At 62.8% G+C, this 25,777-nt stretch carries 24 protein-coding genes, 3 pseudogenes and 2 riboswitches; of the genes and pseudogenes, 20 read left to right on the top strand and 7 right to left on the bottom strand.

The annotated features are described in order from the left end of the window. The first annotated feature begins 30 nt into the window (after window positions 1–30). The 6 genes from atpD (at window position 31) to B2D37_RS18550 (ending at window position 6,476) form a co-directional block, all read left to right on the top strand. Entirely contained in the window at window positions 31–1,407 is a 1,377-nt protein-coding gene (gene atpD, locus B2D37_RS18575; protein WP_079204086.1) for a F0F1 ATP synthase subunit beta, read from the top strand. Between the two features lie 42 nt (window positions 1,408–1,449). Next, on the top strand, window positions 1,450–1,878 hold the full coding sequence (locus B2D37_RS18570; protein WP_079204085.1) for a F0F1 ATP synthase subunit epsilon: 429 nt from the start codon (window positions 1,450–1,452) through the stop codon (window positions 1,876–1,878). A 123-nt stretch (window positions 1,879–2,001) separates the two neighbouring features. Then, window positions 2,002–3,366 carry a bifunctional UDP-N-acetylglucosamine diphosphorylase/glucosamine-1-phosphate N-acetyltransferase GlmU gene (gene glmU / locus B2D37_RS18565; RefSeq protein ID WP_079204084.1) on the top strand — a complete coding sequence of 455 codons (1,365 nt, stop codon included), beginning with the start codon at window positions 2,002–2,004 and terminating at the stop codon, window positions 3,364–3,366. Window positions 3,367–3,517: 151 nt separating this feature from the next. Further along, window positions 3,518–4,288, top strand: a complete 771-nt coding sequence (locus tag B2D37_RS18560; protein WP_079204083.1) for a DeoR/GlpR family DNA-binding transcription regulator — start codon at window positions 3,518–3,520, stop codon at window positions 4,286–4,288. A gap of 12 nt (window positions 4,289–4,300) precedes the next feature. Then, on the top strand, window positions 4,301–6,151 hold the full coding sequence (gene glmS / locus B2D37_RS18555; RefSeq protein WP_079204082.1) for a glutamine--fructose-6-phosphate transaminase (isomerizing): 1,851 nt from the start codon (window positions 4,301–4,303) through the stop codon (window positions 6,149–6,151). Between the two features lie 7 nt (window positions 6,152–6,158). Next, entirely contained in the window at window positions 6,159–6,476 is a 318-nt protein-coding gene (locus B2D37_RS18550; protein ID WP_154067119.1) for a hypothetical protein, read from the top strand. On the opposite strand, the gene cobM is transcribed toward B2D37_RS18550, so the two are convergent. The 4 genes and pseudogenes from cobM to B2D37_RS18530 form a co-directional block, all read right to left on the bottom strand. Continuing rightward, window positions 6,457–7,212: a precorrin-4 C(11)-methyltransferase gene (gene cobM / locus B2D37_RS18545; protein ID WP_079204080.1), complete on the bottom strand. Its 756-nt coding sequence runs from the start codon at window positions 7,210–7,212 to the stop codon at window positions 6,457–6,459. The two genes, B2D37_RS18550 and cobM, sit on opposite strands and share 20 nt — an antisense overlap. Next, a complete protein-coding gene (locus B2D37_RS18540; RefSeq protein WP_079204079.1) occupies window positions 7,209–7,625 on the bottom strand; it encodes a cobalamin biosynthesis protein in 417 nt (138 codons plus the stop codon). The genes cobM and B2D37_RS18540 overlap by 4 nt, the downstream gene beginning before the upstream one ends. Before the next feature lie 38 nt (window positions 7,626–7,663). Then, window positions 7,664–8,388 (bottom strand): annotated as a pseudogene (locus B2D37_RS18535) (CbtA family protein). Between the two features lie 10 nt (window positions 8,389–8,398). Further along, complete coding sequence (locus B2D37_RS18530; RefSeq protein ID WP_079204078.1) at window positions 8,399–8,584, bottom strand: CbtB domain-containing protein; 186 nt, start codon at window positions 8,582–8,584, stop codon at window positions 8,399–8,401. A 101-nt stretch (window positions 8,585–8,685) separates the two neighbouring features. Beyond that, window positions 8,686–8,904: riboswitch (cobalamin riboswitch) on the bottom strand. Window positions 8,905–8,962: 58 nt separating this feature from the next. Then, a riboswitch (cobalamin riboswitch) is annotated at window positions 8,963–9,197 on the top strand. A gap of 100 nt (window positions 9,198–9,297) precedes the next feature. Between B2D37_RS18530 and cobW the strand changes: the two are divergent. From cobW to cobF, 5 genes and pseudogenes are all read left to right on the top strand, one after another. Then, window positions 9,298–10,349 (top strand): annotated as a pseudogene (gene cobW, locus B2D37_RS18525) (cobalamin biosynthesis protein CobW). Window positions 10,350–10,444: 95 nt separating this feature from the next. Then, window positions 10,445–14,188, top strand: a complete 3,744-nt coding sequence (cobN, locus tag B2D37_RS18520) for a cobaltochelatase subunit CobN (protein ID WP_079204077.1) — start codon at window positions 10,445–10,447, stop codon at window positions 14,186–14,188. 470 nt (window positions 14,189–14,658) lie between these two features. Next, complete coding sequence (locus tag B2D37_RS18515) at window positions 14,659–15,681, top strand: ATP-binding protein (RefSeq protein ID WP_079204076.1); 1,023 nt, start codon at window positions 14,659–14,661, stop codon at window positions 15,679–15,681. Then, the gene (locus B2D37_RS18510; protein WP_371915458.1) at window positions 15,663–16,382 is read left to right on the top strand and encodes a VWA domain-containing protein; all 720 of its coding nucleotides are present in this window, start codon (window positions 15,663–15,665) and stop codon (window positions 16,380–16,382) included. Before B2D37_RS18515 ends, B2D37_RS18510 begins: the two co-directional genes overlap by 19 nt. Further along, window positions 16,379–17,140, top strand: coding sequence for a precorrin-6A synthase (deacetylating) (gene cobF, locus B2D37_RS18505; protein WP_079204074.1), 762 nt, complete (start codon window positions 16,379–16,381; stop codon window positions 17,138–17,140). Before B2D37_RS18510 ends, cobF begins: the two co-directional genes overlap by 4 nt. Window positions 17,141–17,300: 160 nt before the next feature. On the opposite strand, the gene B2D37_RS18500 is transcribed toward cobF, so the two are convergent. Continuing rightward, window positions 17,301–17,903: a TetR/AcrR family transcriptional regulator gene (locus B2D37_RS18500; protein WP_079205035.1), complete on the bottom strand. Its 603-nt coding sequence runs from the start codon at window positions 17,901–17,903 to the stop codon at window positions 17,301–17,303. A gap of 139 nt (window positions 17,904–18,042) precedes the next feature. On the opposite strand from B2D37_RS18500, the gene B2D37_RS18495 reads away from it, so the two are divergent. The 4 genes from B2D37_RS18495 (at window position 18,043) to yghU (ending at window position 20,671) form a co-directional block, all read left to right on the top strand. After that, window positions 18,043–18,594 carry a carboxymuconolactone decarboxylase family protein gene (locus tag B2D37_RS18495; RefSeq protein WP_079204073.1) on the top strand — a complete coding sequence of 184 codons (552 nt, stop codon included), beginning with the start codon at window positions 18,043–18,045 and terminating at the stop codon, window positions 18,592–18,594. A gap of 19 nt (window positions 18,595–18,613) precedes the next feature. After that, window positions 18,614–18,871 (top strand): hypothetical protein, encoded by a 258-nt coding sequence (locus B2D37_RS18490; RefSeq protein WP_079204072.1) that lies wholly within the window; start codon window positions 18,614–18,616, stop codon window positions 18,869–18,871. Window positions 18,872–18,952: 81 nt separating this feature from the next. Next, window positions 18,953–19,606, top strand: a complete 654-nt coding sequence (locus B2D37_RS18485; RefSeq protein ID WP_079204071.1) for a DsbA family protein — start codon at window positions 18,953–18,955, stop codon at window positions 19,604–19,606. Window positions 19,607–19,795: 189 nt separating this feature from the next. Beyond that, a complete protein-coding gene (gene yghU, locus B2D37_RS18480) occupies window positions 19,796–20,671 on the top strand; it encodes a glutathione-dependent disulfide-bond oxidoreductase (protein ID WP_079204070.1) in 876 nt (291 codons plus the stop codon). A 388-nt stretch (window positions 20,672–21,059) separates the two neighbouring features. On the opposite strand, the gene B2D37_RS18475 is transcribed toward yghU, so the two are convergent. Then, complete coding sequence (locus tag B2D37_RS18475; RefSeq protein WP_079204069.1) at window positions 21,060–21,941, bottom strand: LysR family transcriptional regulator; 882 nt, start codon at window positions 21,939–21,941, stop codon at window positions 21,060–21,062. Window positions 21,942–22,037: 96 nt separating this feature from the next. On the opposite strand from B2D37_RS18475, the gene B2D37_RS18470 reads away from it, so the two are divergent. Next, a complete protein-coding gene (locus B2D37_RS18470; protein WP_079204068.1) occupies window positions 22,038–22,538 on the top strand; it encodes a lactoylglutathione lyase family protein in 501 nt (166 codons plus the stop codon). 300 nt (window positions 22,539–22,838) lie between these two features. Here the strand turns inward: B2D37_RS18470 and B2D37_RS18465 are convergent, their stop codons facing one another. After that, on the bottom strand, window positions 22,839–23,348 hold the full coding sequence (locus B2D37_RS18465; RefSeq protein ID WP_079204067.1) for a ProQ/FinO family protein: 510 nt from the start codon (window positions 23,346–23,348) through the stop codon (window positions 22,839–22,841). Window positions 23,349–23,536: 188 nt separating this feature from the next. Between B2D37_RS18465 and B2D37_RS23215 the strand changes: the two are divergent. The 4 genes and pseudogenes from B2D37_RS23215 to B2D37_RS18445 form a co-directional block, all read left to right on the top strand. Beyond that, window positions 23,537–23,689, top strand: a pseudogene (locus B2D37_RS23215) (transposase domain-containing protein); the annotation flags it as partial. Window positions 23,690–23,939: 250 nt separating this feature from the next. Next, complete coding sequence (locus B2D37_RS18455) at window positions 23,940–24,146, top strand: hypothetical protein (RefSeq protein WP_079204065.1); 207 nt, start codon at window positions 23,940–23,942, stop codon at window positions 24,144–24,146. A 57-nt stretch (window positions 24,147–24,203) separates the two neighbouring features. Beyond that, window positions 24,204–24,851, top strand: coding sequence for a cytochrome c (locus B2D37_RS18450; RefSeq protein WP_079204064.1), 648 nt, complete (start codon window positions 24,204–24,206; stop codon window positions 24,849–24,851). Then, a complete protein-coding gene (locus tag B2D37_RS18445) occupies window positions 24,848–25,765 on the top strand; it encodes a c-type cytochrome (protein WP_079204063.1) in 918 nt (305 codons plus the stop codon). Before B2D37_RS18450 ends, B2D37_RS18445 begins: the two co-directional genes overlap by 4 nt. Window positions 25,766–25,777 lie beyond the last annotated feature (12 nt).

Here is a 25,777-nt window from a genome sequence, read left to right as displayed (position 1 = left end):
TACCGGTTCATATATTCAGAGGATCCAGCTATGAGTAGCGGACGTATCGTACAAATCATCGGCGCCGTGATCGACGTGGAATTCCCACGCGATCAGGTCCCGAACATCTACAACGCGCTGAAAGTACAAGGCGCGGAAACCACTCTGGAAGTTCAGCAACAGCTGGGCGACGGCGTGGTTCGTACCATTGCGATGGGTTCTACCGAAGGCTTGAAGCGCGGTCTGGACGTTATCGACTCTGGCGCTGCCATCTCCGTACCGGTTGGTAAAGCGACCCTGGGCCGGATCATGGACGTACTCGGTAATCCGATCGACGAAGCCGGTCCGATCGGCGAAGAAGAACGTTGGGGCATTCACCGCCTTGCGCCGTCTTTCGCTGAACAAGCGGGCGGCAACGACCTGCTGGAAACCGGCATCAAGGTTATCGACCTGATCTGCCCGTTCGTCAAAGGCGGTAAAGTCGGTCTGTTCGGTGGTGCCGGTGTCGGCAAGACCGTCAACATGATGGAACTGATCCGTAACATCGCCATCGAGCACAGCGGTTACTCCGTGTTCGCCGGCGTGGGCGAGCGTACCCGCGAGGGTAACGACTTCTACCACGAGATGAAGGACTCCAACGTTCTCGACAAGGTAGCCCTGGTTTACGGTCAGATGAACGAGCCGCCAGGCAACCGTCTGCGCGTAGCGCTGACCGGTCTGACCATTGCCGAGAAGTTCCGGGACGACGGTTACGATGTTCTGATGTTTATCGACAACATCTACCGTTACACCCTGGCCGGTACCGAAGTATCCGCTCTGCTGGGCCGTATGCCTTCCGCCGTGGGCTATCAGCCGACGCTGGCTGAGGAAATGGGTATCCTGCAAGAGCGTATTACGTCGACCAAGAGCGGTTCGATCACCTCGATCCAGGCCGTTTACGTACCCGCGGATGACTTGACTGACCCGTCCCCGGCGACCACCTTCGCCCACTTGGACGCCACCGTCGTACTGTCTCGTGACATCGCCTCCCTGGGTATCTACCCAGCGGTCGACCCGCTCGACTCCAGTTCGCGTCAGCTTGACCCGAACGTGATCGGTCAAGAGCACTACGACACCGCGCGCGGCGTGCAGTACGTGCTGCAGCGTTACAAGGAACTGAAGGACATCATCGCGATCCTGGGTATGGACGAGCTGTCGGAAACCGACAAGCAGTTGGTATCCCGTGCGCGTAAGATCCAGCGCTTCCTGTCGCAGCCGTTCTTCGTGGCCGAAGTCTTTACGGGTTCGCCTGGCAAGTACGTCTCCCTGAAGGACTCCATCGCTGGTTTCAGCGGTATTCTGAAAGGTGATTACGATCACCTGCCGGAGCAGGCGTTCTACATGGTCGGCGGCATCGAAGAAGCCATCGAGAAAGCGAAGAAACTGTAATCACCCGTGCGCCCGGAGACGGGCGCTTTTGTGAGGCTAGATATGGCTATGACAGTCCATTGCGACATCGTCAGCGCAGAAGGCGAGATTTTCTCCGGTCTGGTCGAGATGGTGGTTGCGCACGGCAACCTGGGTGATATGGGTATCGCTCCAGGCCACGCGCCGCTGATCACCGACCTCAAGCCAGGTCCGATTCGCCTGATCAAGCAAGGTGGCGAAGCCGAGGTGTATTACATCTCCGGTGGCTTTCTTGAAGTGCAGCCGAACATGATCAAGGTTTTGGCCGATACCGTGCAGCGTGCTGCCGACCTCGACGAAGCCTCTGCTCAGGAAGCCGTCAAGGCTGCCGAGAAGGCCCTGCATGATAAAGGCGCCGAGTTCGACTACGGCTCCGCCGCCGCTCGTCTGGCCGAGGCCGCAGCTCAACTGCGCACCGTCCAGCAGCTGCGCAAGAAGTACGGCGGTAGCTGATACTCGATTGTTGAAAACGTCAGTTTTCCGCAAGCGATTCGTCAGGCTTCATCGCAAGTGAGTAAAAGGGTAGCCTTGGCTACCCTTTTTCTTTGTCCGCATTTTTTGGATCAGTGTCTGCCTATGTCTCTCGATATCGTCATCCTCGCCGCCGGCCAGGGCACTCGCATGCGTTCCGCCTTGCCGAAAGTCCTGCATCCGATTGCCGGTCAATCCATGCTCGCGCACGTCATCGACCGTGCCCGAGAGCTTGCGCCTGTCGGCATCCATGTGGTGATCGGGCATGGTGCGGATCTGGTGCGTGAGCGACTGGCCGCAGATGATCTGAACTTCGTCCTGCAGAGCGAACAACTGGGCACCGGCCATGCCGTGGCCCAGGCCCTGCCGGCGCTGACTGCCGAGCGCGTGCTGATCCTCTACGGGGATGTGCCGCTGATCGAGACCGCCACCCTCGAGCGTTTGCTCGAGCAGGTCGGCGCCGAGCAGCTTGGGCTATTGACGGTCGACCTCCTCGATCCGAGTGGTTATGGCCGCATCGTGCGCGATGCCGCTGGCGTGGTGAAGGCAATTGTCGAGCACAAGGACGCCACGCCCGAGCAACGGCAGATCTGCGAAGGCAACACCGGCATTCTCGCCGTACCCGGCAACCGTCTGGGCGACTGGCTCGGGCGGCTGTCCAACAGCAATGTCCAGGGCGAGTACTACCTTACCGACGTGATCGCCATGGCCGTGGCGGACGGCTTGATCGTGGCTACCGAGCAGCCCCTGGATGCGATGGAAGTGCAGGGCGCCAACGATCGCATCCAATTGGCCGAGTTGGAACGTCATTACCAGCAGCGTGCCGCGCGCAGCCTGATGGTGCAGGGCGTGACCTTGCGCGATCCAGCGCGTTTCGACCTGCGTGGCGAGGTGACGGTGGGCCGCGACGTGCTGATCGATATCAACGTGATCCTCGAAGGCCGCGTGGTCATCGAAGACTTTGTTTCGATCGGCCCGAACTGCGTGATCAAGGACAGCATCCTGCGCAAGGGCGCAGTAGTTAAAGCCAACAGCCATCTGGACGGCGCCGAACTGGGCGAGGGTGCCGACTGTGGTCCCTTCGCCCGCCTGCGGCCCGGCAGCGTCCTGGGGGCCAAGGCGCATGTGGGTAACTTCGTCGAACTGAAGAACGCCGTGCTGGGCGAGGGCGCCAAGGCTGGCCACCTGAGCTATCTGGGCGATGCCGAGATCGGCGCCCGGAGCAATATCGGTGCAGGCACCATCACCTGCAACTACGATGGCGCCAACAAGCACAAGACGGTGCTGGGCGAGGACGTGTTCATCGGTTCCAACAGCGCACTGGTTGCTCCCGTGACCCTGGGCGACGGCACTACCACTGGCGCCGGCTCGGTGATCACCGCCGATGTACCGGCGGGCACGCTGGCGGTAGGCCGCGCCAAGCAGCGCAATATCGACGGCTGGAAACGGCCGGTGAAGATCAACAGGTAGGGCGGCCTCGCCGTGCAGCGGCAGCCCGCCATAGAGTTCGGCGTACTGCCTTCGGCGAGTACGCCCTACGGTCTGGTCGCCAAGCGGCTCTTGACTCGAAAGCTTCATTAGGTTTTGATTCGCGTAATTATCTTTCGAATCGAAACTTAGCATGTCGAAACGCAACACACCGCAACGTCGACACACCATTCTCGCCTTGCTCGCCGAGCAGGGCGAGGTGAGTGTCGACGCGTTGGCCAAGCGTTTCGAAACCTCGGAAGTGACCATTCGCAAAGACCTCGGCGCCCTGGAGAAGAATGGCTTGCTGCTGCGCCGGTATGGCGGCGCAGTGCCCCTGCCGCAGGAGTTGATCGGCGATGCCAGCCAGCCGATTTCCACCTACAAGCAGGCCATCGCCCGCGCCGGCGTGGCGCGCATTCGCGAGCATGCGCGGATCATCATCGACAGCGGTACCACCACGGCGGCAATGATTCCGCAGCTCGGCCACAAGCCGGGCCTGGTGGTAATGACCAACTCGCTGAATGTGGCCCGCGCCCTCAGCGAGCTGGAGCACGAGCCGGTGCTGCTGATGACCGGCGGCACCTGGGACCCGCACTCGGAATCGTTCCAGGGTCAGGTCGCCGAGCAGGTGCTGCGCTCCTACGACTTCGACCAGCTGTTCATTGGCGCCGATGGCATCGATCTGGCGCGTGGCACCACCACCTTCAATGAGTTGCTCGGCCTGAGTCGGGTGATGGCCGAGGTGGCCCGCGAGGTGGTAGTGATGGTCGAGAGTGACAAGATCGGCCGCAAGATTCCCAATCTGGAGCTGCCCTGGGGCAGCATCCATACCCTGATAACCGACGAACGCCTCAGCGCTGAGGCACGCGAACAACTGACGGCGCGCGGGGTCAACCTGATCTGCGCAGCCGTAGAGCATTAAAGGAGCAAGACTATGTGTGGCATCGTGGGCGCCGTCGCCGAACGCAACATCACCGCCGTGCTGGTGGAAGGTCTGAAACGCCTGGAATACCGCGGCTACGACAGCGCCGGTGTGGCGCTGTTGAATGAGCAAGGCCAGCTCGAGCGCCGCCGTCGGGTGGGCAAGGTCAGCGAACTGCAAGCCGCGTTAGTTGCAGAACCACTGGTCGGCCGTCTGGGCATCGCCCACACCCGCTGGGCCACCCACGGCGCGCCGAGTGAACGTAATGCCCACCCGCATTTCTCCGGCACTGATCTGGCGGTGGTGCACAACGGCATCATCGAAAACCACGAACAACTGCGCGCGCAGCTCAAGGGCCTGGGCTACGTGTTCAGCTCGGATACCGACACCGAAGTCATCGTCCACCTGCTCGAACACAAGCTGCAGAGTGTGGGTGACCTGACTGCCGCGCTCAAGGCCGCGGTCAAGGAACTGCACGGCGCCTACGGCCTGGCAGTGATCAGCGCCCAACAGCCGGATCGCCTGCTCGCCGCCCGCAGCGGCAGCCCGCTGGTGATCGGCCTGGGCCTGGGCGAGAACTTCCTCGCCTCGGATCAACTGGCCCTGCGTCAGGTGACCGACCGCTTCATGTACCTGGAAGAAGGCGATATCGCCGAGATCCAGCGCGATGGCCTGCAGATCTGGGATGTTGACGGCAACCCGGTGCAACGCGAGAGCGTGCAGTACCACGAAGGCGCCGAAGCCGCCGATAAGGGTGAGTTCCGCCATTTCATGCTCAAGGAAATCCATGAGCAACCCAAGGTCGTGCAACGCACCCTGGAGGGCCGTCTGGGCAGTAACCAGGTGCTGGTCCAGGCGTTCGGTCCGCAAGCCGCCGAGCTGTTTGCGCGGGTGAAGAACGTGCAGATCGTCGCCTGCGGCACCAGCTATCACGCCGGCATGGTCGCCCGTTACTGGCTGGAAGAACTGGCCGGAGTCCCCTGCCAGATCGAAGTGGCCAGCGAATTCCGCTACCGCAAGGTGGTGGTGCAGGCCGATACCCTGTTCATCAGCATTTCCCAGTCCGGCGAAACCGCCGACACCCTGGCGGCGCTGCGCAACGCCAAGGCGCTGAGCCCCGAGCAGGGCGGTTACCTGGCCAGCCTGGCAATCTGCAACGTTGGCATTAGCTCGCTGGTGCGCGAATCAGACCTGACGCTGTTGACCCAGGCTGGCCCGGAAATCGGTGTGGCCTCGACCAAGGCCTTCACCACCCAGTTGGTCGCCCTGATGCTGCTGACCCTGTCCCTCGGGCAGGTCCGCGGCAGCCTGGATAAGCAACTGGAAGCCGAGCTGGTGGACGAACTGCGCCGCCTGCCGACCCGCCTCGGCGAAGCCCTGGCGATGGACACGGTGGTGGAGAAGGTCTCCGAGCTATTCGCCGAGAAGCACCACGCGCTGTTCCTCGGCCGTGGCGCGCAGTATCCGGTGGCCATGGAGGGGGCGCTCAAGCTCAAGGAGATTTCCTATATCCACGCCGAAGCCTATCCGGCCGGCGAACTCAAGCACGGACCCTTGGCGTTGGTCGACAGCGACATGCCGGTGGTCACGGTGGCGCCCAATAACGAGTTGCTGGAGAAGCTCAAATCCAACCTGCAGGAAGTGCGCGCGCGTGGCGGCGAGTTGCTGGTGTTTGCCGATGAGCAGGCCGGCCTGCGCAACGGCGAGGGCACCCATGTGGTGAACATGCCGCATATCCACGACGCCCTGGCGCCGATTCTCTACACCATTCCGCTGCAGCTGTTGTCCTACTACGTCGCCGTGCTCAAGGGCACCGACGTCGATCAGCCGCGCAACCTGGCCAAGAGCGTGACGGTCGAGTAATGCGCGCATGAGCCCTGCGTTGGCACTGTTATTCGATGGCTGCCAGGCAGTGCTGCAGGGCGATGAGGCGTTCGTCGGCCTGCTGCGCGAGCAGGATTTTGTCTGTGGGCCAGGTTACTGGCAGTTCCGGCTGCCGGCTCTGCACGGCTTTGTCCAAGCTCAATTGCCGGCGGCCCAGCAGGCCGATTACCCGCGCTTTCTGCAGCAACTGTATGCCAGTGACCTGAACAGCCGTTTGCGTGAGTTGGGAGCCGAAGTGGCGATTGTGGATAACTACGCCAAGATCGACTCCAGCCTGTATTGCCTCAGGCGTCTTGCCCCCTGAACAGGTGACGGTGCTCGGCGTGGTACAGCGCCGAGTCGGCAAAGTCCTGGGCATTGAGCACTCGTCCGACCAGGATCAGCGCGGTGCGGCGAAAGCCCTTGGCGCTGACCAGCGCCTCGATATCGGCCAGGGTGCCGCTGACCCAGTCCTGATCGGGCCAGCTGGCGCGATGGACCACGGCGATCGGGCAGTCTGCGCCGTAATGCGGCAGCAACTCGGCGACGATTTTCCGCAGGTGCACCACACCCAGGTGTATGGCCATGGTCGCGCCGTGGCGGGCCAGATCATGCAGTTGCTCGCCGGCGGGCATAGCCGACTTGCTGGCGTAGCGGGTGAGGATCAGGGTCTGGGAGACGTCGGGCAGGGTCAGTTCGCTTTCCAGCAGGGCCGCACAGGCGGCAGTGGCGGTCACCCCGGGGATGATCTGGAACGGAATGGCCAGCGCACGCAGGTGGCGGATCTGCTCACCGATGGCGCCGTACAGCGAGGGATCGCCGGAATGCACGCGGGCGACGTCCTGACCTTGTTCGTGGGCCTGGCGAATCAGTCGGATGATTTCATCCAGATGCAGTTCGGCGGTGTTGACCAGCAACTCGGCGCTATGCCCATCGAGTACCGCGGTGGGCACCAGCGAGCCGGCATACAGAATCACCGGGCAGCTGCGCAGCAGGCGCTGGCCCTTGACGGTGATCAGCTCCGGGTCGCCGGGGCCGGCGCCGATAAAGTAGACGGTCATACAGTCTCCACAATTGGGGCGAAGGCGAGGGCGCAGGTGGCACTGGCCGAACGGATCTTCTCGCACAGCAGCTCGGCGCGCGCTCCACTCAGGCTTTCGGCTTGAGCCAGGGCGCAGGCTTCGGCCACTCCGGCGCTGCCGGTCATCTGCAGGCTCAGCGCGCTGGGTTGGCTCAGGCGGCTCTGGTAAGCGTCCAGTTGGCTGGCCGACAGCCACGTCAGCGGCAAATGCAGGTGTTCAGCCAGCTGACGGAGACCGGGTTCATCGCGCTTGTGCTCGCTGCTGGCCAGGCCACTTAGGTCGCCGGGCTGCAAACCCTGCAACGCCAGCGCCTGCTCCAGCAGGTGCTGGAGTTGCTCGCGCGAGCAACCGCGCCGGCAACCCAGGCCGGCGACATAGATCAACCTGCGCATGGCGGTCGCGCCCCCGTTGGACTGGCCACCGGAGTGGCTCAGGCGCTCTGCCGGGGGCGCGTGTAGAACCAGGCGGCAGCCAGGCCCAGGGCCGCCCAGAACAGCGCGGTGCTCAGCAGCGAAGCGAGTATGAATTCTTGCTCCAGGGCTGCTGGGGCCAGGCTCGCATGCACCTCAGGTTGCGGCGCGCCGATCAGATGGGGATAGCCAGTACCAGCAAGCCCGCGATGCGCAGCGCCCAGTGACGGCTAAATGCCAACAGGCCCAGGCCGACAGCGGTGGCCACGGCCGTGCCGATCCACCAGTACTGGCGCAGCAGCAACTCGGCGGCGGCGCTGCCCGGCAGTTCCGGCGGCAGGCCGGCGGCCGGCGCGAGGGAGAAGGTGGCAAAGCCGGCGAGGCCCCACAGCAGGCCCTGCCAGGTTTGACCCGGCGCGCGCAGGGTGAACAGACCGGCGAGCACCAGGGCGAAACCGATGGCCACCACCAGGTTGCTCAAACCGGTGGCCAGGGTGCGTTGCCAGCCGTCTTGCGGCGCCCAAGCTTGTGCGTCGTGGCTATGGCCGGCGGCAGCCTCGTGGCTATGGGCGGGGGTTGCGGCGGCATGACTATGCTCGCTCAGCACGTCTTGCGCAGGAGCGCTGTTTTCATAGCTTTCCGCCTGAAGAATCAGCGGGGTCAGCCAAAAACTCTGCAACAGGGTCAGAAAAATGGCGGCAAGCAGGCCGGCGAAGCCTGCCGTCTGGGCAATACGCTTGAACATGGCAGCGGTCTCAGTGGCAGGGGAAGGCGGCGCTGTGGCGGGTATCGTGGGCAGCGTTGTGCAGCGCCTCGATAGGCGAGAAGCCGGCAACGAAGATCAGCGCGGCGCCGAGCAGGCAGCTACCGACGGCCAACACCAGGCGTTGCGAAAGAGGGAGGGTGACGGCTACTGAAGAAGCGAGTGCGCTGCTGGACATGGTCTGACCTTCTGCTGTTGGGGAAGCTATGCAGGAGGAACGCAGCAAGGACCCAGGCCTGAACAGGCTCGGGATTCCGGCGCGTACCCGCCCACCGCGGGTTGCCAAACAAAGTTTCAGGCCGGTCTCCGGGCTTACGCAGACTGTCGACTGGACAGTGGAGGGTCAGCCTTCCCATGCCTTGCGGCACAGTGGCGATGATGACCCTGACATGCGCTTACCGTTGCGGGGGCAGCGCCAGAATTGCCCGCAAGGGCGCACTGGCTTCCCGTTTCACCTCGCGCAGCAATGCGCGAGACACCTGAAACAGCTTTTTAGAACATCACGAAGCGGCCCTGCCCGTCAACTGCGGCGATTGACCTGCCTGCGGGCACTGCGTAGCCTTCACCCCGTCGAGGTTCTTCGGTTTTGCCACCGAAGCTAAGAGGGAACAGGGTTTATGCCCTGGCTGCCCCCGCAACTGTAAACGACTCGTACCCTTGTGTTGGTCTGTCGCCTGAGCGCGACAGCCTGACAGCCACTGCGTCCGCGCGGGAAGGCGAAGGGAATGGCCGGCGAGTATTCGCCAGCCCGGTCGTGAGCCAGGAGACCTGCCTCGCAACGCTTTTGACAACCGGGCGGGGTGCTCCGGTGGTACATGGCTGGCGCGTTCTATCGCCACGCCTGTTCCCCCTGCCCGCTGGTCTTTCTTTCGCAGCCACGCAGGGTCGCCCATGAAAACGCTCGCCAAACTTCCCGTCACCATCGTCACCGGCTTTCTCGGCGCCGGTAAGACCACCCTGCTCCGGCATATGCTCAGCCATGCAGAGGGCGGCGTATCGCGGTGATCGTCAACGAGTTCGGCGAGCTGGGCATCGACGGTGAAATCCTCAAGCAATGCTCGATCGGTTGCAGCGAAGAAGAAGCCAACGGCCGGGTCTACGAGCTGGCCAATGGCTGCCTGTGCTGCACCGTGCAGGAGGAGTTCTTCCCGGTGATGCGCGAGCTGGTGGCGCGCCGTGACGACCTCGATCACATCCTCATCGAAACCTCTGGTCTGGCCCTGCCCAAGCCGTTGGTGCAAGCCTTCAACTGGCCGGAAATCCGCAACGCCTGCACCGTCGACGCGGTGATTACCGTGGTCGACAGCCCGGCGGTGGCCGCTGGCACCTTCGCGGCCTTCCCGGAGCAGGTCGACCAGCAACGCCAGCTCGATCCCAACCTCGACCATGAGTCGCCGCTGCACGAACTGTTCGCCGACCAACTGGCCAGCGCCGACCTGGTCATTCTCAACAAGGCCGACCTGCTCGACGCTGCTGGCCTGGCCACGGTACGCGCGGAAGTGACGCAAGAGCTGCCGCCGGCAGTCAAGGTGGTCGAGGCTCACGGCGGCGAGCTGCCGTTGAGCGTGTTGCTGGGCCTGAACTGCGAGACCGAGCTGCATATCGATGGGCGCAAGACCCACCATGACCTGGAAGGGCATGAAGAGCACGATCACGACGAATTCGATTCGTTCCACGTGGAACTACCGGAGGCCGAGGAAGCGCGTTTGCTACAGGCGCTGAAAGCCGCCGTGAGCACTCACGGCATCCTGCGCATCAAGGGCTTCGCGGCGATTCCCGGCAAGCCCATGCGCCTGTTGCTGCAAGGCGTCGGCCAGCGATTCGACAAACACTTCGACCGCGCCTGGCAGGCCGACGAGGCCCGCGTCACCCGCTTGATCGTGATCGGCCAGCAGCTCGACCACGCCGTCATCGACGCCGAGCTGCAAGCGGCGCTGGCCTGAGCAGAGTGTGGGAGGGGCTTTAGCCGCGACTAGGCTCGATACGGGCCGCGGCTAACGCGGAGTGCCGCCCAGCCCCTCCTACAAGAAGAGCGATCATGCATTTATTGCGCGCCCAGCCCGGCAGCCAGCTGCCGGCCGACAGCATTGCCGACCTTGGCCAGACCCCGGCCGAGTTGGTGATTCTCTGCACCGGCGATTCGCACCTGTCGTTGCTGGCCGAGGTGGCGCGGCAGCTGCCGGCGGATTACCCCAGCCTGCGCCTGGCCAGTCCGGCGCAGCTGGGCAATCACGCCTCGGTAGATCTCTACGTCGAGCAGGTGCTGCAGCACGCCAAGGTGATCCTGATTTCCGTGCATGGCGGCGTCAGTTACTGGCGCTACGGCATCGAGCGCCTGGTCGAACTGGCCGAGCGCGGCGCCCAGGTGATCATGGTGCCCGGCGACGACAGCCCAGATCCCGGGCTGAGCGGCCTGGGCAATGTGTCGGCGGACGACAGCGAACGGCTCTGGCAGTACCTGCGTCAGGGCGGCGCGCAGAACGCGCGGCAGCTGTTCAACTGCATCGCCAGCCGCTGGTTGCAGCGCGATTACCCTTGGCAGGCGCCGTGCGCCTTGCCGCGTGTCAGCCTGTATCACCCGCAGCACGCCAACGCGACCCTGGCCGATTGGCACGCGCAGTGGCAGGCGGGCGCGCCGGTGGCGGCGCTGCTGTTCTACCGCACCCAGCTACAGGCGGCGAATACCGGGTTTATCGATGTGTTCTGCCAGCGCCTGCAAGCCCAGGGCCTGAATCCGTTACCGGTTGCCGTCGCCAGCCTCAAGGAAGGGGCCTGCCTGGCCCAGGTCGAGGACTGGCTGGATGAGGTCGACGCCAGCGTCATCATCAACACCACCGGTTTTGCCATGAGCAACCCGGAAGCGCCGGAGCTGCGCCCGTTCCGTCGCGATGTGCCGGTTTTGCAGGCGATCTGCGCGCTGGACAATCTCGAACTCTGGCAAGCCAATGCCCAGGGCCTGGGTTCGCGCGACCTGGCCATGCATATCGTCCTGCCGGAACTCGACGGGCGCCTGATCACCCGGCCGATCAGCTTCAAGGGCCTGGCCTGGCGCAGCGAACGCAGCCAGAGCGATGTGGTGTGCTACCGCGCGCATCTGCCAGGGATGGACTTCGTCAGTGAGCTGGCGCGCAACTGGGTCGAGCTGGCGAGAAAGCCCAACGCGCAGAAACGTATCAGCCTGGTCCTGGCCAACTACCCGACCCGCGACGGCCGCATCGGCAATGGCGTCGGCCTGGATACCCCGGCGGCGGCGCTGAATATCCTGCGTGCCCTGCAGCAGCAGGGTTATCCGCTCGCAGCTCTGCCGGACAGCGGCACCGCGTTGATCCACCAGCTGCTCGGCGGGGTGACCAACGATCTCGACAACCTGGATGCACGGCCCTGCGCGCAGAGCCTGGCGCTGGAGGACTATCAGGCGTTCTTCGCCCAGTTGCCCGCCGCCAACCAGCAAGCAGTACTCGAACGCTGGGGCGGCCCCGAGCAGGACCCCATGTACCGAGGAGAACGCGGCGGGCGGTTGATGATCGCCGGTCTGCGTTTCGGCCTGACCTTCGTCGGCATCCAGCCGGCGCGCGGTTATCAGGTCGATGTCAGCGCGGTCTATCACGACCCCGACCTGGTGCCGCCGCACGGCTACCTGGCGTTCTACTGCTGGCTGCGCACAGCGTTTGCCACCGACGCGGTGATCCACGTCGGCAAGCACGGCAACCTGGAATGGCTGCCGGGCAAGAGCGTCGGCCTGTCGGAGCAGTGCTGGCCGAGCGCGATTCTCGGGCCGCTGCCGAACATTTACCCGTTTATCGTCAACGATCCGGGCGAGGGCGCGCAGGCCAAGCGGCGGACCCAGGCGGTGATCATCGACCACCTGATGCCGCCGCTGACCCGCGCGGAAAGCTACGGCCCGTTGCGCGATATCGAGCGCCTGGCCGATGAGTATTACGAGGCCAGCCAGCTCGACCTGCGCCGCGCTGTCGAGTTGCGCGGCGAGATTCTGCTCAAGGTGCGCGAGGCCAGCCTCGACCGCGAACTCGGCCTGCAACTCAACGATGATCCCAACAGCTGGTTGCCGCAGCTCGACGCCTACTTGTGCGACCTCAAGGAATCGCAGATCCGCGATGGCCTGCATGTGTTCGGCGAATCGCCGGCTGGCCAGTTGCGCCGCGACACCCTGCTGGCGCTGCTGCGCATTCCCCGAGGCGATGGCCAGGGCGCCAACGCCAGCCTGCTGCGCGCCCTGGCCCATGACCTGGAGTTGGGCTTCGATCCGCTGGATTGCGCCATGGCCGAGGACTGGCAGGGGCCGCGTCCCGAGGTATTACAGGCCTGCGATAACAGCCTGTGGCGCAGTGTCGGCGATACCCGCGAGCGCCTGGCAATCCTCGCGTTGCAGTTGATCGATACAGCGGACTGCGAAGCCGTTGGCCCGGCCAGCGCCCTGGTGCTACAGCGTTTGCGCGATCAGGTCGCGCCGCTGCTGGATGCCTGCGGTCCGGCGGAAATCCACGGCCTGCTCGCCGCCCTGGCCGGCCGCTTCGTCCCGGCCGGGCCGAGTGGCGCGCCCAGTCGCGGTCGCCTCGATGTGCTGCCCACCGGGCGCAATTTCTACTCGGTGGATGTACGCAACCTGCCGACCCCGACCGCCTGGCGCATCGGCGTGCAGGCGGCGGATCGTCTGCTCGAACGCCACCTGCAGGACCACGGCGACCACCTGCGTCAGCTCGGCCTGTCGGTCTGGGGCACCGCGACCATGCGCACCGGCGGTGACGACATGGCCCAGGCCCTGGCGCTGCTCGGCGTGCGCCCGGTGTGGCAGGCCGGCAGCCAGCGCGTCGAACGCTTCGAGGTGTTGCCGCTGGCGCAGCTCGGCCGCCCGCGGGTGGACGTGACCCTGCGCGTGTCTGGCTTCTTCCGCGACGCTTTCAGCAACCTGATTCGCCTGTTCGATGAGGCGGTGCAGGCGCTGGTCGAGCTGGACGAGCCGGAAGAGTTGAACCCACTGTCGGCGCGGGTCTGGCGTGAATCCCTGGCCCTGCAAGACAGCGGCCTGGACGAACATGAGGCGCGCAAACAGGCCGGCTGGCGGGTGTTCGGTTCCAAGCCGGGCGCATATGGCGCGGGCGTGCAGAACGCCATCGAAGAGCGCCTGTGGCAGACCCGCGAGGATCTCGCCGAGGTCTACCTGAACTGGGGCGGCTACGCCTACGGCAAGCACAGCGCAGGCACCCCGGCCCGCGCGCAGTTCGCCGAACGCCTGCAGCAGATGCAGGCGGTGCTGCACAACCAGGACAACCGCGAGCACGACATCCTCGATTCCAACGATTACTACCAGTTTCAGGGCGGCATGCTCGCGGCGGTGGAAACCCTGCGCGGGGCCAAGGTAGCCAGCTATCACGGCGACAACAGCCAGCCCGACACGCCGCGCATTCGTACCCTCAAGGAAGAACTGGGCCGCGTGGTGCGCGCCCGTGCGGCCAACCCCAAGTGGATCGCGGGCATGAAGCGCCACGGCTACAAGGGTGCGTTCGAACTGGCGGCGACCGTCGACTACCTGTTCGCCTTCGACGCCACCAGCGAACTGGTCGACGACCACCAGTACGCCCTGCTCACCGATGCCTATCTGCTCGACAAGGACACCCGCGAGTTTATCCAGCAGCACAACCCCGGCGCCCTGCAGGACATCCTCGAACGCCTGCTCGAAGCCCAGCAGCGCGGCCTCTGGGAGAACCCCGGCGACTACCGCGAAGCCCTGGAAAACCTGCTGATCGACAGCGAGGAAACCTAGATGCGTAGGGAGGGTTAGCCGCATGTTGCCATTTTCAAACATCACGCCTTTTGCGGTGCGGCGTAACCCACCACCGGCGCAACGCGGTCCATCGCCTGCTGGGTTACACGCCGCGCCACCACCGCGTGTGGCTTCCCGGCCGTTGTGCCGCGTCGCTAACCCACCATGGGCGCAACGCGTTCCATCGCCTGGCGGGTTACGCGCCGCGCCACCACCGTGTGTGGATTCCCGAGCGGTGTCCCGCGTCGTTAACCCACCCTACGCATCCACTCCCGTAGGGTGGGTTAGCCGCATGCCGCGGTTACCGCACTACCCAGCGAACCTGATGCGGCGTAACCCACCACCGGCGCAACGCGGTCCATCGCCTGGTGGGTTACGCGGCGCACCACCACCGCGTGTGGATTCCCGGGCGGCGTGCTGCGTCGCTAACACACCCTACGCACCGCTCTTCGCCCATACGGACGCCTGCCATGATCGATAGCCACTTCCCCCTCGCTGCCGTGGTCGGCGCTGACGACCTCAAGCTGGCGCTGTGCCTGGCGGCCATCGACCCGGCCATCGGTGGCGTGCTGATCGAAGGGCCGCGCGGCATGGCCAAGTCGACTCTGGCCCGCGGCCTGGCCGATCTGTTGGCCAGCGGCACCTTCGTCACCCTGCCGCTGGGCGCGAGTGAGGAGCGCATCGTCGGCACCCTGGACCTGGACGCGGCGCTGAGCGAGGGCCGTGCGCAGTTCTGCCCCGGCCTGCTGGCCAAGGCCAATGGCGGCGTGCTCTACGTCGATGAGGTCAACCTGCTGCCCGATCATCTGGTCGACCTGCTGCTGGATGCTGCCGCCAGCGGGGTCAATCATGTCGAGCGCGACGGCATCTCCCACCGGCATGCCGCGCGCTTTGTGCTGATCGGCACCATGAACGGCGAAGAGGGCGAACTGCGCCCGCAGTTGCTCGATCGTTTCGGCTTCAACCTGGCCCTGGATGCCCAGCCGCAACCGGCCCAGCGTGCCGAGATCATCCGCCGCCGGCTGGCCTTCGATGCCGATCCGCAGGCGTTTCTGCAGCGCTGGCAGTCCCCGCAGGATGAGCTGCACAGCCGTTGCCAGAGCGCTCGCCAGCGCCTGGCGGATATCCCGTTGGACGATGCTGCCCTAGAGCAGATCAGCCAGCGCTGTTTCGCCGCAGCCGTCGATGGCTTGCGCGCCGACCTGGTCTGGCTGCGCGCTGCCTGCGCGCATGCCGCCTGGCGTGGCGCCGAGGCGATCGAACCTGTGGATATCGACGCGGTAGCGGAGTTCGTCCTGCGGCACCGGCGTCGGCATAGCCCGCCGCCTGCCGCGCAAGCGTCGCCACCCCAGCCCCAATCCCAGCCCAGCAACGGCGCGCCAGGCGAGCAGCAGCAAGCACCGCAAGGCGAAGGCCAGTGGGGCGAATTACCCGCTCAGGCGCAAACCCTCGGCGTAAGGCGTGTACCGCCGCGCTGGGCAAAAAAGCCCTAGGCATCCGCCCGCGCACAGCCACAGGCGCGGATGCCCAGGCCGCTCCCGGCACACTAGGCGGTGGTCGCAGTGGTGCCATTCGCGCTGGCGCGGGTGGCCGGATTGACTGGCCGGCGACTCTGCTCAAGGGCCGTCCGCGCAATCGCCAGGATTTGCTGCAGCGTCCGCGCAGCGCACGACCCACGGAACTGTGGTTGGTGATCGTCGATGCCTCGGCCTCGACCCGCCGCCACGGCGCGTTGAGCAAGGCCAAGGGCCTGCTCGCTGAGGTGTTCGAGCAGGCGCGCCGCCAGCGTGCGCGCCTGGCCGTGTTGCATGCCACCGGCCGCCAAGCGCAATGGATGTGGCAAGGGCAGCAAGCTACCCAGGCCTTGCAACTGTGGTTGGCCGAGTTGGGCGCAGGCGGCGGCACGCCCTTGCTCGATGCGTTGCACCAGGCCGCCGACTGGCAGGCGCGGCGTCAGCGTTTGCACCCGGGCGAACGCCAGCGCCTGCTGATCATCACCGATGGCCGCCTGCGCGACTGGCCGGCCTTGGCGCCGAGTGCCTGCCCGGCACTGCTGGTGGATATCGAAAGCGCGCCGATTCGCCTCGGCCGCGCCCACCAATTGGCGGATGAGTTGGGCGCGCATTACCGTCATATCGATACGCTGCCGGTTGTGCACGGCAGTCCTGAACACGCTGGAGTGCAAACCCCATGAAAACCCTTCTGATCATCGGCATCGGTGCCGGCGACCCGGACTACCTGACGGTGCAGGCGATCAACGCGCTGAACCGCACGGATGTGTTCTTCCTGATGGACAAGGGCAGCGCCAAGGACAGCCTGATGGGCCTGCGCAAGACCATCTGCGAGCGCTTTATCCAGGGCCGCGACTACCGCTTTGTCAGTGCCGACTGCCCGGAGCGGGTGCGCGATGTGCCCGACTATCGCGGCAGCGTGGTCGAGCTCAATCAGGACAAACAGCAAGTGTTCGAAGGCATGATTCGCGAGCAGATGGCCGACGGCGAATGCGGCGCCTTTCTGGTCTGGGGCGACCCGGCGCTGTACGACAGCACCCTGCGCATCGTCGAACAGATCGTGGGCAACAGCAGCGAGCAGATCGAATACCAAGTGATCCCCGGCATCACCAGCCTGCAAGCCCTGGCGGCCAAACATAAGGTCTGCTTCAACAGCATCGGCCAGGCCTTCCAGATCACCCCGGCCCGCCGTCTGGCCGAAGGTGGCTTTCCCGAGGGCGTGGACAGCGTGCTGGTGATGCTCGACGCCCAGGACACTTACCGGCGCTTCATCGACCAGGACATGCACATCTACTGGGGCGCCTATATCGGCACCGCCGACGAAGTGCTGATAGCCGGCTCGCTGAGGGAGGTCGCCGAGACTATCCGCAGTCGTCGCGCGCAGCTGCGTGAGCAGCATGGCTGGATTATGGATAGCTATCTGCTGCGCAGGACCGGCTGATGGGTGTCCCCTTCCTAAGTCACAGCCGCTTTGCAGAAGGTTCTGAACGCCTGCTGCTGGCCGCTCCATGCTCGCCTCTATATCAAATAGCGAGCACTCGGCAACGGCCGTAACCCGGCCAGAAGGGACTAGCAACTGCGGCTAAGGCATCAGGGCCGATTCAGCGGGCTCGGTAGGCATCAATCATGCTGGCCATGTCGTCGGCAAGTGCTGCAATCTGAGCGTCGGGCACATTGCGCTCGGCAAACGCCCGCAACCCGATGATTTGCGCCTGTAGCAAGCGGGCAAGTCGTGGGCACTCTACATCGGCACGCAATTCCCCCATTGCCTTGGCCTGCACCAGTACCTCGCAAAGTCCCAACTCGATGGTGGCGAGCATTGTCTTCACCTGAGTCAGTAACGCGGTGTCTTCAGCATTAACCTCGAGCAAGGTCTTAATCAGCATGCAAGCCTGCGCAGGCGCTTGCGCGTCGACGCTACAGGGCCGGGCGAATGAGCGCAGGTAGCGCTTTAATCCGTCGACAACGCTCGGTGATCCTTCGATTATCTGGCGAAAGCCATCTCCGGCACGGCTGGCGTAAGCCTCCAGCGCCTCGGCAAACAGACCGCTTTTACTGCCGAAGGTGGCATAGAGGCTACCGGGGCGCATATCCAGCGCCTTCTCAATATCCTTCATCGATGATGCGTAATAACCTCTCGACCAAAACAGCTCAACGGCTCTATCTAGAGCGACTTGGCGATCAAAACGAGCAGTGCGGGGCATCATTGGCTCTCGGATAAAGGGTTAAGTGCAATCGGCGGGATCGAGTTTGAGTGACCGTTCAATTATAGCTTGATTACCTCCCTGACCTCAATTAGGCTGGTGTTCTTATTTGAACGTTCACTCAAAAAGGATTCAGCCAATGAGCACTTTTACTCTGCATGACCAGAACAGCGCACCCGAAGCCGCCAAGCCCCTGTTGGAGAAGTCGCAGAAAGCCTTTGGCATGATTCCAGGCTTGCATGCGGTGATGGCCGAAGCCCCCGGTTTGCTCGAGGGCTATCAAGTGCTGCATGGCCTGTTTCTTAACAGCAGCCTCAGCGCCGATGAAAAAACCGTGGTGTGGCAGACCATCAACGTTGAGCATGCCTGCCATTACTGCGTGCCTGCGCATACGGGTATCGCCAAGTCGATGAAGGTCTCAGACGAAGTGAGCAATGCACTGCGCGATGAGACGCCGCTGCCCACCGCGAAACTTGAGGCGTTGCGCGACTTCACACTGGCCATGGTGCGCCAGCGTGGCGAGCTTGAGCCAAAGCAACTGCAAGACTTATATGCGGCCGGTTACACCCAGCAAAATGTGTTGGAAGTCATCCTGGGCCTTAGCCAAAAGGTCATGAGCAACTACACCAACCATATTGCCCAAACGCCTATCGACGAACCTTTCAAGCAGTTTGCCTGGACTAAGAAGTAATCCCACTAACGGCGAAGCAATGCCCGACGCCACCGTCTATCTCGAGGCCACGGCGGCTTTCCGCTTCTGCACGTGGACCTTCTCAGCAGAACCGGCGGTTCTTGGCGTCACCCAGACGCTGATGTCGAAGTGGACCAGACACCTGGAGCACAGGCTGGTAGATGCACCGTGCCAGTCGAGACCGCCGGGCGTGACGATCATCGTGATACTGCTGGCGTTGCTCAACCTGACTCTGCAGCGGCACAACAAGCGCGCGCTTGGGCGCATTCACCGATGAGCGCAAACCGCTTATCGTAAGGATGACGGCGCCAAGCTCTCGGCTGCCGGGCCGCCCATCACATTCAATCGAGGAGGCACTATGACCACCCCACCCCAAAAGCTGCGGATCGACATCGTGTCCGATGTGGTCTGCCCCTGGTGCATCATCGGCTACCGCCAGCTGGCAAAGGCGTTGGAGGCGACCGGCACGGCGCACGAGATTCATTGGCATCCGTTCGAGCTGAACCCCGGCATGCCACCCGAGGGCCAGAGCCTGCGCGACCACGTGGCCGAGAAATATGGCACTACCAAGGAGCAATCGGAGGAAAGCCGGGTCAAGATGACCGAGGTTGGCGCAGATGTCGGGTTCGAGTTCCGCTTCGCCGACGACATGCGCATGCACAACACCTTCAACCTGCATCAGCTTCTGCATTGGGCCGATCGGCAAGGGCGCATGCACGACCTGAAACAGGCCCTCTTTACCGCTCACTTCACCAACCGCCGGAACCTGTCTGACGACAGCGTGCTGGCGGATGTGGCCGCAGAAATCGGGCTGGAACGGACCGAGGCCCTGGCCGTGCTTGAGGATCAGCGGTTTGCCACAGAGGTGCGCACTGCCGAAGAAGCCTGGCTGGGCAAAGGCATTAGCGGTGTGCCGGCGATGATCTTCAACCGTCGCCACCTGGTAACCGGTGCGCAAGGGGTCGAGAACTACATGAGCATCGTGCAACAGTTGGCCGAGGCGAATGACTGAGCGATCAGTCAACGCCGTGTGAGACTGCGCTGAGGCTTGAGGGGCACGTCCGGTCTTCGCCGCCCCAGCTGGACACAGGGCTAGAAATGGCCTGGAAAGCTGACAGCCAGCCACAGCCAGTATTTGTCCTAAATCCAGCAGCGCCCGCGCCCGGGTCTGCCCTGAACATTAAAGTAAGAGGTCTGGATCATGTCTGATACGAACAATTACGTACCACCCAAAGTCTGGACCTTGAACGGCGAAAATGGCGGCAATTGGGCCAAGATTAACCGCCCCATTGCCGGGCCTACACACGAGGTCAGCCTGCCGCGCGGGAGGCATCCTCTGCAGCTTTATTCGCTGGGCACGCCCAATGGCCAGAAGGTCACCATCATGCTTGAGGAGCTCTTGGCGCTGGGCGCAGCTGGAGCGGAATATGACGCGCACTTGATCCAGATTGGCGAAGGTAGCCAGTTCTCGTCGGGCTTCGTTGACGTCAATCCAAACTCGAAAATCCCGGCACTGTTCGATACTGATACCGGTAGCCGTGTATTTGAAAGCGGCGCGATTCTTCTCTATCTGGCGGAGAAATTCGGACACTACCTGCCCAAGGAAGCCGCAGCGCGCACTGAGGTCATCAACTGGCTGTTCTGGCTGCAGGGCTCGGCCCCCTATCTGGGTGGCGGGTTCGGCCACTTCTATGCCTACGCGCCGGAGAAATTCGAATACCCGATCAACCGCTTCACCATGGAGGTGAAGCGCCAGATGGACGTGCTCGACCGCGAGTTGGCCGAGCACCGCTATCTGGGCGGAAACGAATACTCCATCGCCGACATTGCCACCTGGCCCTGGTACGGCAGCCTGGTGCTGGGCAAGGTCTATGGCGCGGGCGAGTTTCTGCAGGTCGAAAGCTACAAGAACCTGCGGCGCTGGGCCGAAGAGATTCTTGAGCGACCGGCCGTGCAGCGTGGCCGCATGGTAAACCGCACCTGGGGCGAGCCGTCAGAGCAGCTGCACGAACGGCATGAGGCCTCGGACTTCGATCTGAAAACTCAAGACAAACTGGCCCCTGCAAGCACCGTTTGAGAGGCTTACGCTGCCAGCTAATCCACGCTCAAAAGACCGCGTCGCAGCCGGGCTCGGACAGTTCTGTGGCAGTGAGCCCGGTAGGCATCCATCATGCTGAGCATATCCTCGGCAAGGGCTTCACCTTGAGCCTCGGGCACAGGCTGTTGCTGAGCATGAGCAACAGATGCACTCATGTTGAGAGCCATCATGCATCGACTTAAAGCCGTGTTTATCTCGGTTTGAGTCGGTCTACTGAGCGTTGGCGCGATTGGTGCGGCATGGCAGGTCACCCAATCGCCAGTGAGTGCTGAGTGGGTTGTGGTACTCATGGCGCGGCTGCCGACCTTATGGTTTTTCGTCTGGGTGTTTAGCCTCCGTCTCTCCCGCGCGCGCCCCTTTTTCCTGGCTACCGCTCAGCGGAGCAGAAATGCGGCTTAACTCGCTGGATAAGCACATCAGCTCGGGCAGATAGCGGCCATTCAGCGCGGTGCAAAAGCCAAAGGGTGTCTAAAACCGGTCGCTCCCCTTCAATGACCTTGATGGATTCAGGCCGTGCAAAAGCCAAGCGCGCATAGCGCGGCAAGACGGTAAAGCCTAAGCCGCGAGCCACAGGTTCAAGGATCAGACTGATTTGGTTGGTGAAACCATGGCACGGGAGGCTGCCGACCCCGGGCGCGCCGGGGTAATAGCGACTAAGCAGTCGACCGGCCATGGCCTGGCCATCTGGGTGATCAATGAAACCAAGGCGTTCGAGATCAGCCCAGCCCTGAACGCTCTCGCCGGCCGGCACTAGCAGTTCCAGTGGTTCCTCGGCGAAGCGACTCACACTTAAACGCGGATCGTCCGGTTTGAGCGTCACCAGTCCAAGTTCAAAGCGGTTGTCCAACACGGCATCGAGCACTTCACGATCCGGCGCGAAACGCTGTCGAATGCTCAGGCCTGGGTGGGCATGCTGTAACTCCAGCAGCAGTGGATAGAGGGCCAAGCCTATGCTGCCGGGGCAGATCAAGCCTATCTCACCGTGCTCTGCGTCGCGCTCTGACAGACGCTGCTGCAAGCGTTGGTCGGCCGAATCGACCTCCGCGCAGTATTCGAGCAAAGCGCGCCCGGCAGGTGTGAGTTCGAGCTGGCGCGGACGGCGTATCAACAGCGGGCCTAAACGCTCCTCCAGGCGCTGCACATGCTGACTGACAGCCGCTTGGGTCAAGTCCAGGCGCTCGGCGCTACGGGTGAAATTGCCCTGCTCGGCGAGGGTCGCGAAGGTACGCAGCCACTGCGGATTTAGCATAAAGATCTCTTATTGAAATCATAATCTGATGGTTATTTTGATTATGGCTTGGCGCTCCTAGACTGACCACTATCAACTCAACACGAGGTACTGGTCATGTCTCCCGTCTACCCCCGCAGCTTTTCCCACATCGGCCTGTCGGTCACCGATCTCGACGCCGCCGTGAAGTTCTACACCGAGGTCATGGGCTGGTACCTGATCATGCCGGCGACCACCATCAGCGAGGACGACTCAGCCATCGGCGTCATGTGCACCGACGTATTCGGCGCAGGCTGGGGCTCGTTTCGCATCGCCCACATGTCCACCGGCGACCGCATTGGCGTGGAAGTCTTTCAATTCCGCAATGCGGTAAAACCGGAAAACAACTTCGAATACTGGAAGAGCGGAATATTCCACTTCTGCGTCCAGGACCCGGACGTCGAAGGCCTGGCGGCCAAGATTGTCGCCGCCGGTGGCAAGCAGCGCATGCCGGTACGCGAGTACTTCCCAGGCGAGAAGCCGTTCCGCATGGTCTATATGGAAGACCCCTTCGGCAACATCCTGGAGATTTATAGCCACAGCTACGAGCTTACCTACGCTGCCGGCGCTTACCAGTAAGTGGGACAGCTGTAGAGCCTTGAGAACTCTGCGCCACCTGATCATTAAAATGATTCGAGTAGGACGATCACGACCGGCTCTGCCGGTCATCGTCCTGTGGCTAGCAGATAAATAAAGCGGACCGCTTTTTCCATGACTAAGTCACGGCCGTTTTGCAGAAAATTCGGAGCACCTGCTGCTGGCCGATTGCAGACTGCCGCAAAGAACTGCAATCGGTCACTTACCGCTCTTTGAGCTGCCTGATCATCGCCTCCGTACCTTGTCAGTGATTGGGCAATTCGGTGCAGAGGGCGAGTGATTTTAATCCATGGTCTGTTCCACAGTGGTATCGACGGCCTTATCCTGAATACGCTCTTTCGGCGTTTTCTGATTACGTCGTGCTTGTCCGCGCTGGCGCTTCGCCTGCTGCTTCGCATGCAGCGCCTGAGCCGCCGTTACCATTCCAACTGCCTGACCGCTTAGGTCCAAGCGCGGCGCATTCTCCGTCATGCTTGCCCAATATCGACTTCCCCGGCACCAGGTAGCGATGCCCTGCTTGAGCTGTTCGCTGGATACTCCGAGCAGCTCCAGATGTTGCTCGGCATCCTTTAAAATACCTTCCTTAAGCGGAACCTTGGGGGCCGGATTGACCGGGAAGGCCAATGGAAAGTGCTTCTGCAATCGCCAGATCGCCTCCACCGCAGGATCTTGCTCGCGAGGCTTAGCTTGCTCAGAAGGCTTGCGTATAGGCTGCTTCGCACTATCAGTCTTTACCTGCACTTTTTCGGACCGTAGGCGGTCGCGTAGCTCAGCTAGTTGTTCAAAACCCATCGTTCAGTTCACAGCCTTATGATTGATTCGTGGTGCAAGGTTATCCCATGCAGTCTTTTGACACAGCCTGGCCGGTTAGCGACGGCCTGACTTCGACCGTCAGTATGCGTGGTCAAACCTCTGTCTGTTCCGCCATCTCTAGGGCGTCATCGACCTCAATCCCAGGAAAAGGGGACAGATTTATTTTTCAGCTCTACAGCCTGGTGGAAACCGCCAAGGCCAACGGCCAGGAGCCTTATGCCTACTTGCGCCATATCCTCGAGCGCCTACCTCAGGTCAATAGCGTCGAAGGCTACGAAGCGCTGCTACCTTGGAACTGCACACCTGCAATCGCACCCTGACAGCCAAACCCCATCATAAAAAGCCGGGGTTTATGGCGCGGTTACGAAGCTGGCACCGGGCCAGTAAGTTAGATCGACCTTAAGCACTCGACTGATAAACGGCAAGCCGTCTTTCGCCTGCCCTATGCGCGGCCGGTATGTCCCCTGATGGCTAGCGTCGGCCCCGCCAGCGTGGGCGTTCCATCCTGACTTTCCTCCTGCTGTGGATAACCGCGCGGCATAGCTCAACGTTCATGAAACGTCAGATAAGGTGAGCAAACTGGAGCCGATCCACAGTATTTCGCCTAAGGTAAATGAACAGCTCGAGGCGAACCTGACGCTGATGGGTGAAGTGGGAGCCTCGGCAACGCCAGCAATTTACGACCTGGACGACGAGGGGCGTCGGCAACAACAGCAAGGGGTTCCTCGTCCCGATTCGCTGAATCAGATCATGAGGCCGCTGTCAGCGAACCGTTAAACCACTAAACATGCGGCCCAGCGGCGTTACCTTGAACAAAAATGATTTGGAGGCTACATGAACGTCTGTCGCTGGCCCCTTGCAGGGCTTCTTTTAGCAGTTTCCGTGTCTACCCAGGCGGCAGATCCGGCTGCTGTCTATGGCAAAGGCGGCGCCAATTCGGCCGCGATGGCGTGCGCCACCTGCCATGGTGCCGAGGGTGAGGGAATGGCCGCAGCTGGTTTTCCGAGGCTGGCCGGTCTGTCCGCCGACTACATGAAAAAACAGTTGGCCGATTTCGCCTCCGGTGAGCGTGCCAACCCGATCATGCAACCGATTGCCGCTGCCTTGAGTCCCGAGGAAGTAGACGCCGTCACGACGATGCTCGCCAACAAGCCGCGACCGCAAGTCGAACGGATCAGCCGCGCCGCTGCGGCCGAGGGGGTGGGCGCCGTGCTTGCATTGCGTGGCGCCTGGGAGCGTAATATTCCTGAATGCGTGGCCTGCCACGGGCCAAGCGGTGTGGGCGTCGGCAAAGCCTTTCCGCCACTCGTGGGGCAGTCCGCCCAATACCTGTCTTCGCAGCTAATCGCCTGGCAGCAGGGGACTCGCAAGAACGATCCCAACGACCTGATGGGCCACATCGCGCGTGGCCTCACCGAGGACGAGATCAAGGCTGTCGCGGAGTATTTCGCCGGATTGACCGACACAGGAGCCGGAAAATGAACACTCACATAAGCGCCTTGCTGCTGATCGCACTCTCCCTTCCCGCTCAGGCGGTCGAGATCGCAATGGAGGATCAGTCGCAAATTCTCACCACCGCGGGTGAGCCTGCCAGCAACCAGTATTTCCAGCCCCCGCAGGAAAGCGAGCTGCCGGACAACGCCTTTGGCAAGCTGGTGCAGGAAGGCCGCGCGATCTTCGTCGACACAAAAAACCGAGCACCGGAATTTGTAGGTAACGGCCTGTCATGCGCCAACTGCCACCTCGAGCAGGGGCGCAAGGCCAACTCCGCACCGCTGTGGGCTGCGTACACCATGTACCCGGCGTACCGGAAGAAGAACGACAAGGTGAACACCTATGCCGAGCGCCTGCAGGGCTGCTTTCAGTTCAGCATGAACGGCAAGGCACCGGCAGCGGACGGTCCGGTAATTGCGGCCCTCTCGGCCTATTCGTACTGGCTGGCGACTGGCGCACCGACCGCTCAGGAGCTGCCAGGCCGCGCCTATCCCGAAGTGCCGGCCCCCGAGGGAGGCTATGACCTTGCGAAAGGGCAGCTGGTCTACGCCGCGCAGTGCGCGGTGTGCCATGGAAAGAACGGCGAAGGACAGAAGTCCGGCGAGGATTACGTATTCCCACCGCTGTGGGGCGCGGATTCGTTCAACTGGGGCGCTGGCATGCATCGGATCAACACGGCCGCGGCCTTCATCAAGGGGAACATGCCGTTGGGTAAAGGCGGCATGTTGTCGAATGAGGACGCTTGGCATGTGGCGGCATTCATGAACAGCCACGAACGGCCACAGGACCCGCGCTTGATCGATGGCTCGGTCGAAAAGACCCGCGACAAGTACCACGCTAACGATGGCGTGAGCCGGTACGGCGAGACGGTTAACGGAAAGATGCTGGGCAAGGGCATCTAGCCTGGTTGAGTG

The sequence above is a fragment of the Pseudomonas sp. CC6-YY-74 genome, assembly GCF_002025205.1.
GTDB classification, from domain to species: Bacteria; Pseudomonadota; Gammaproteobacteria; order Pseudomonadales; family Pseudomonadaceae; genus Aquipseudomonas; species Aquipseudomonas paeninsulae.
Note: the sequence above shows the minus strand (reverse complement) of the source record. Positions and strands in the feature narration are given on the sequence as shown.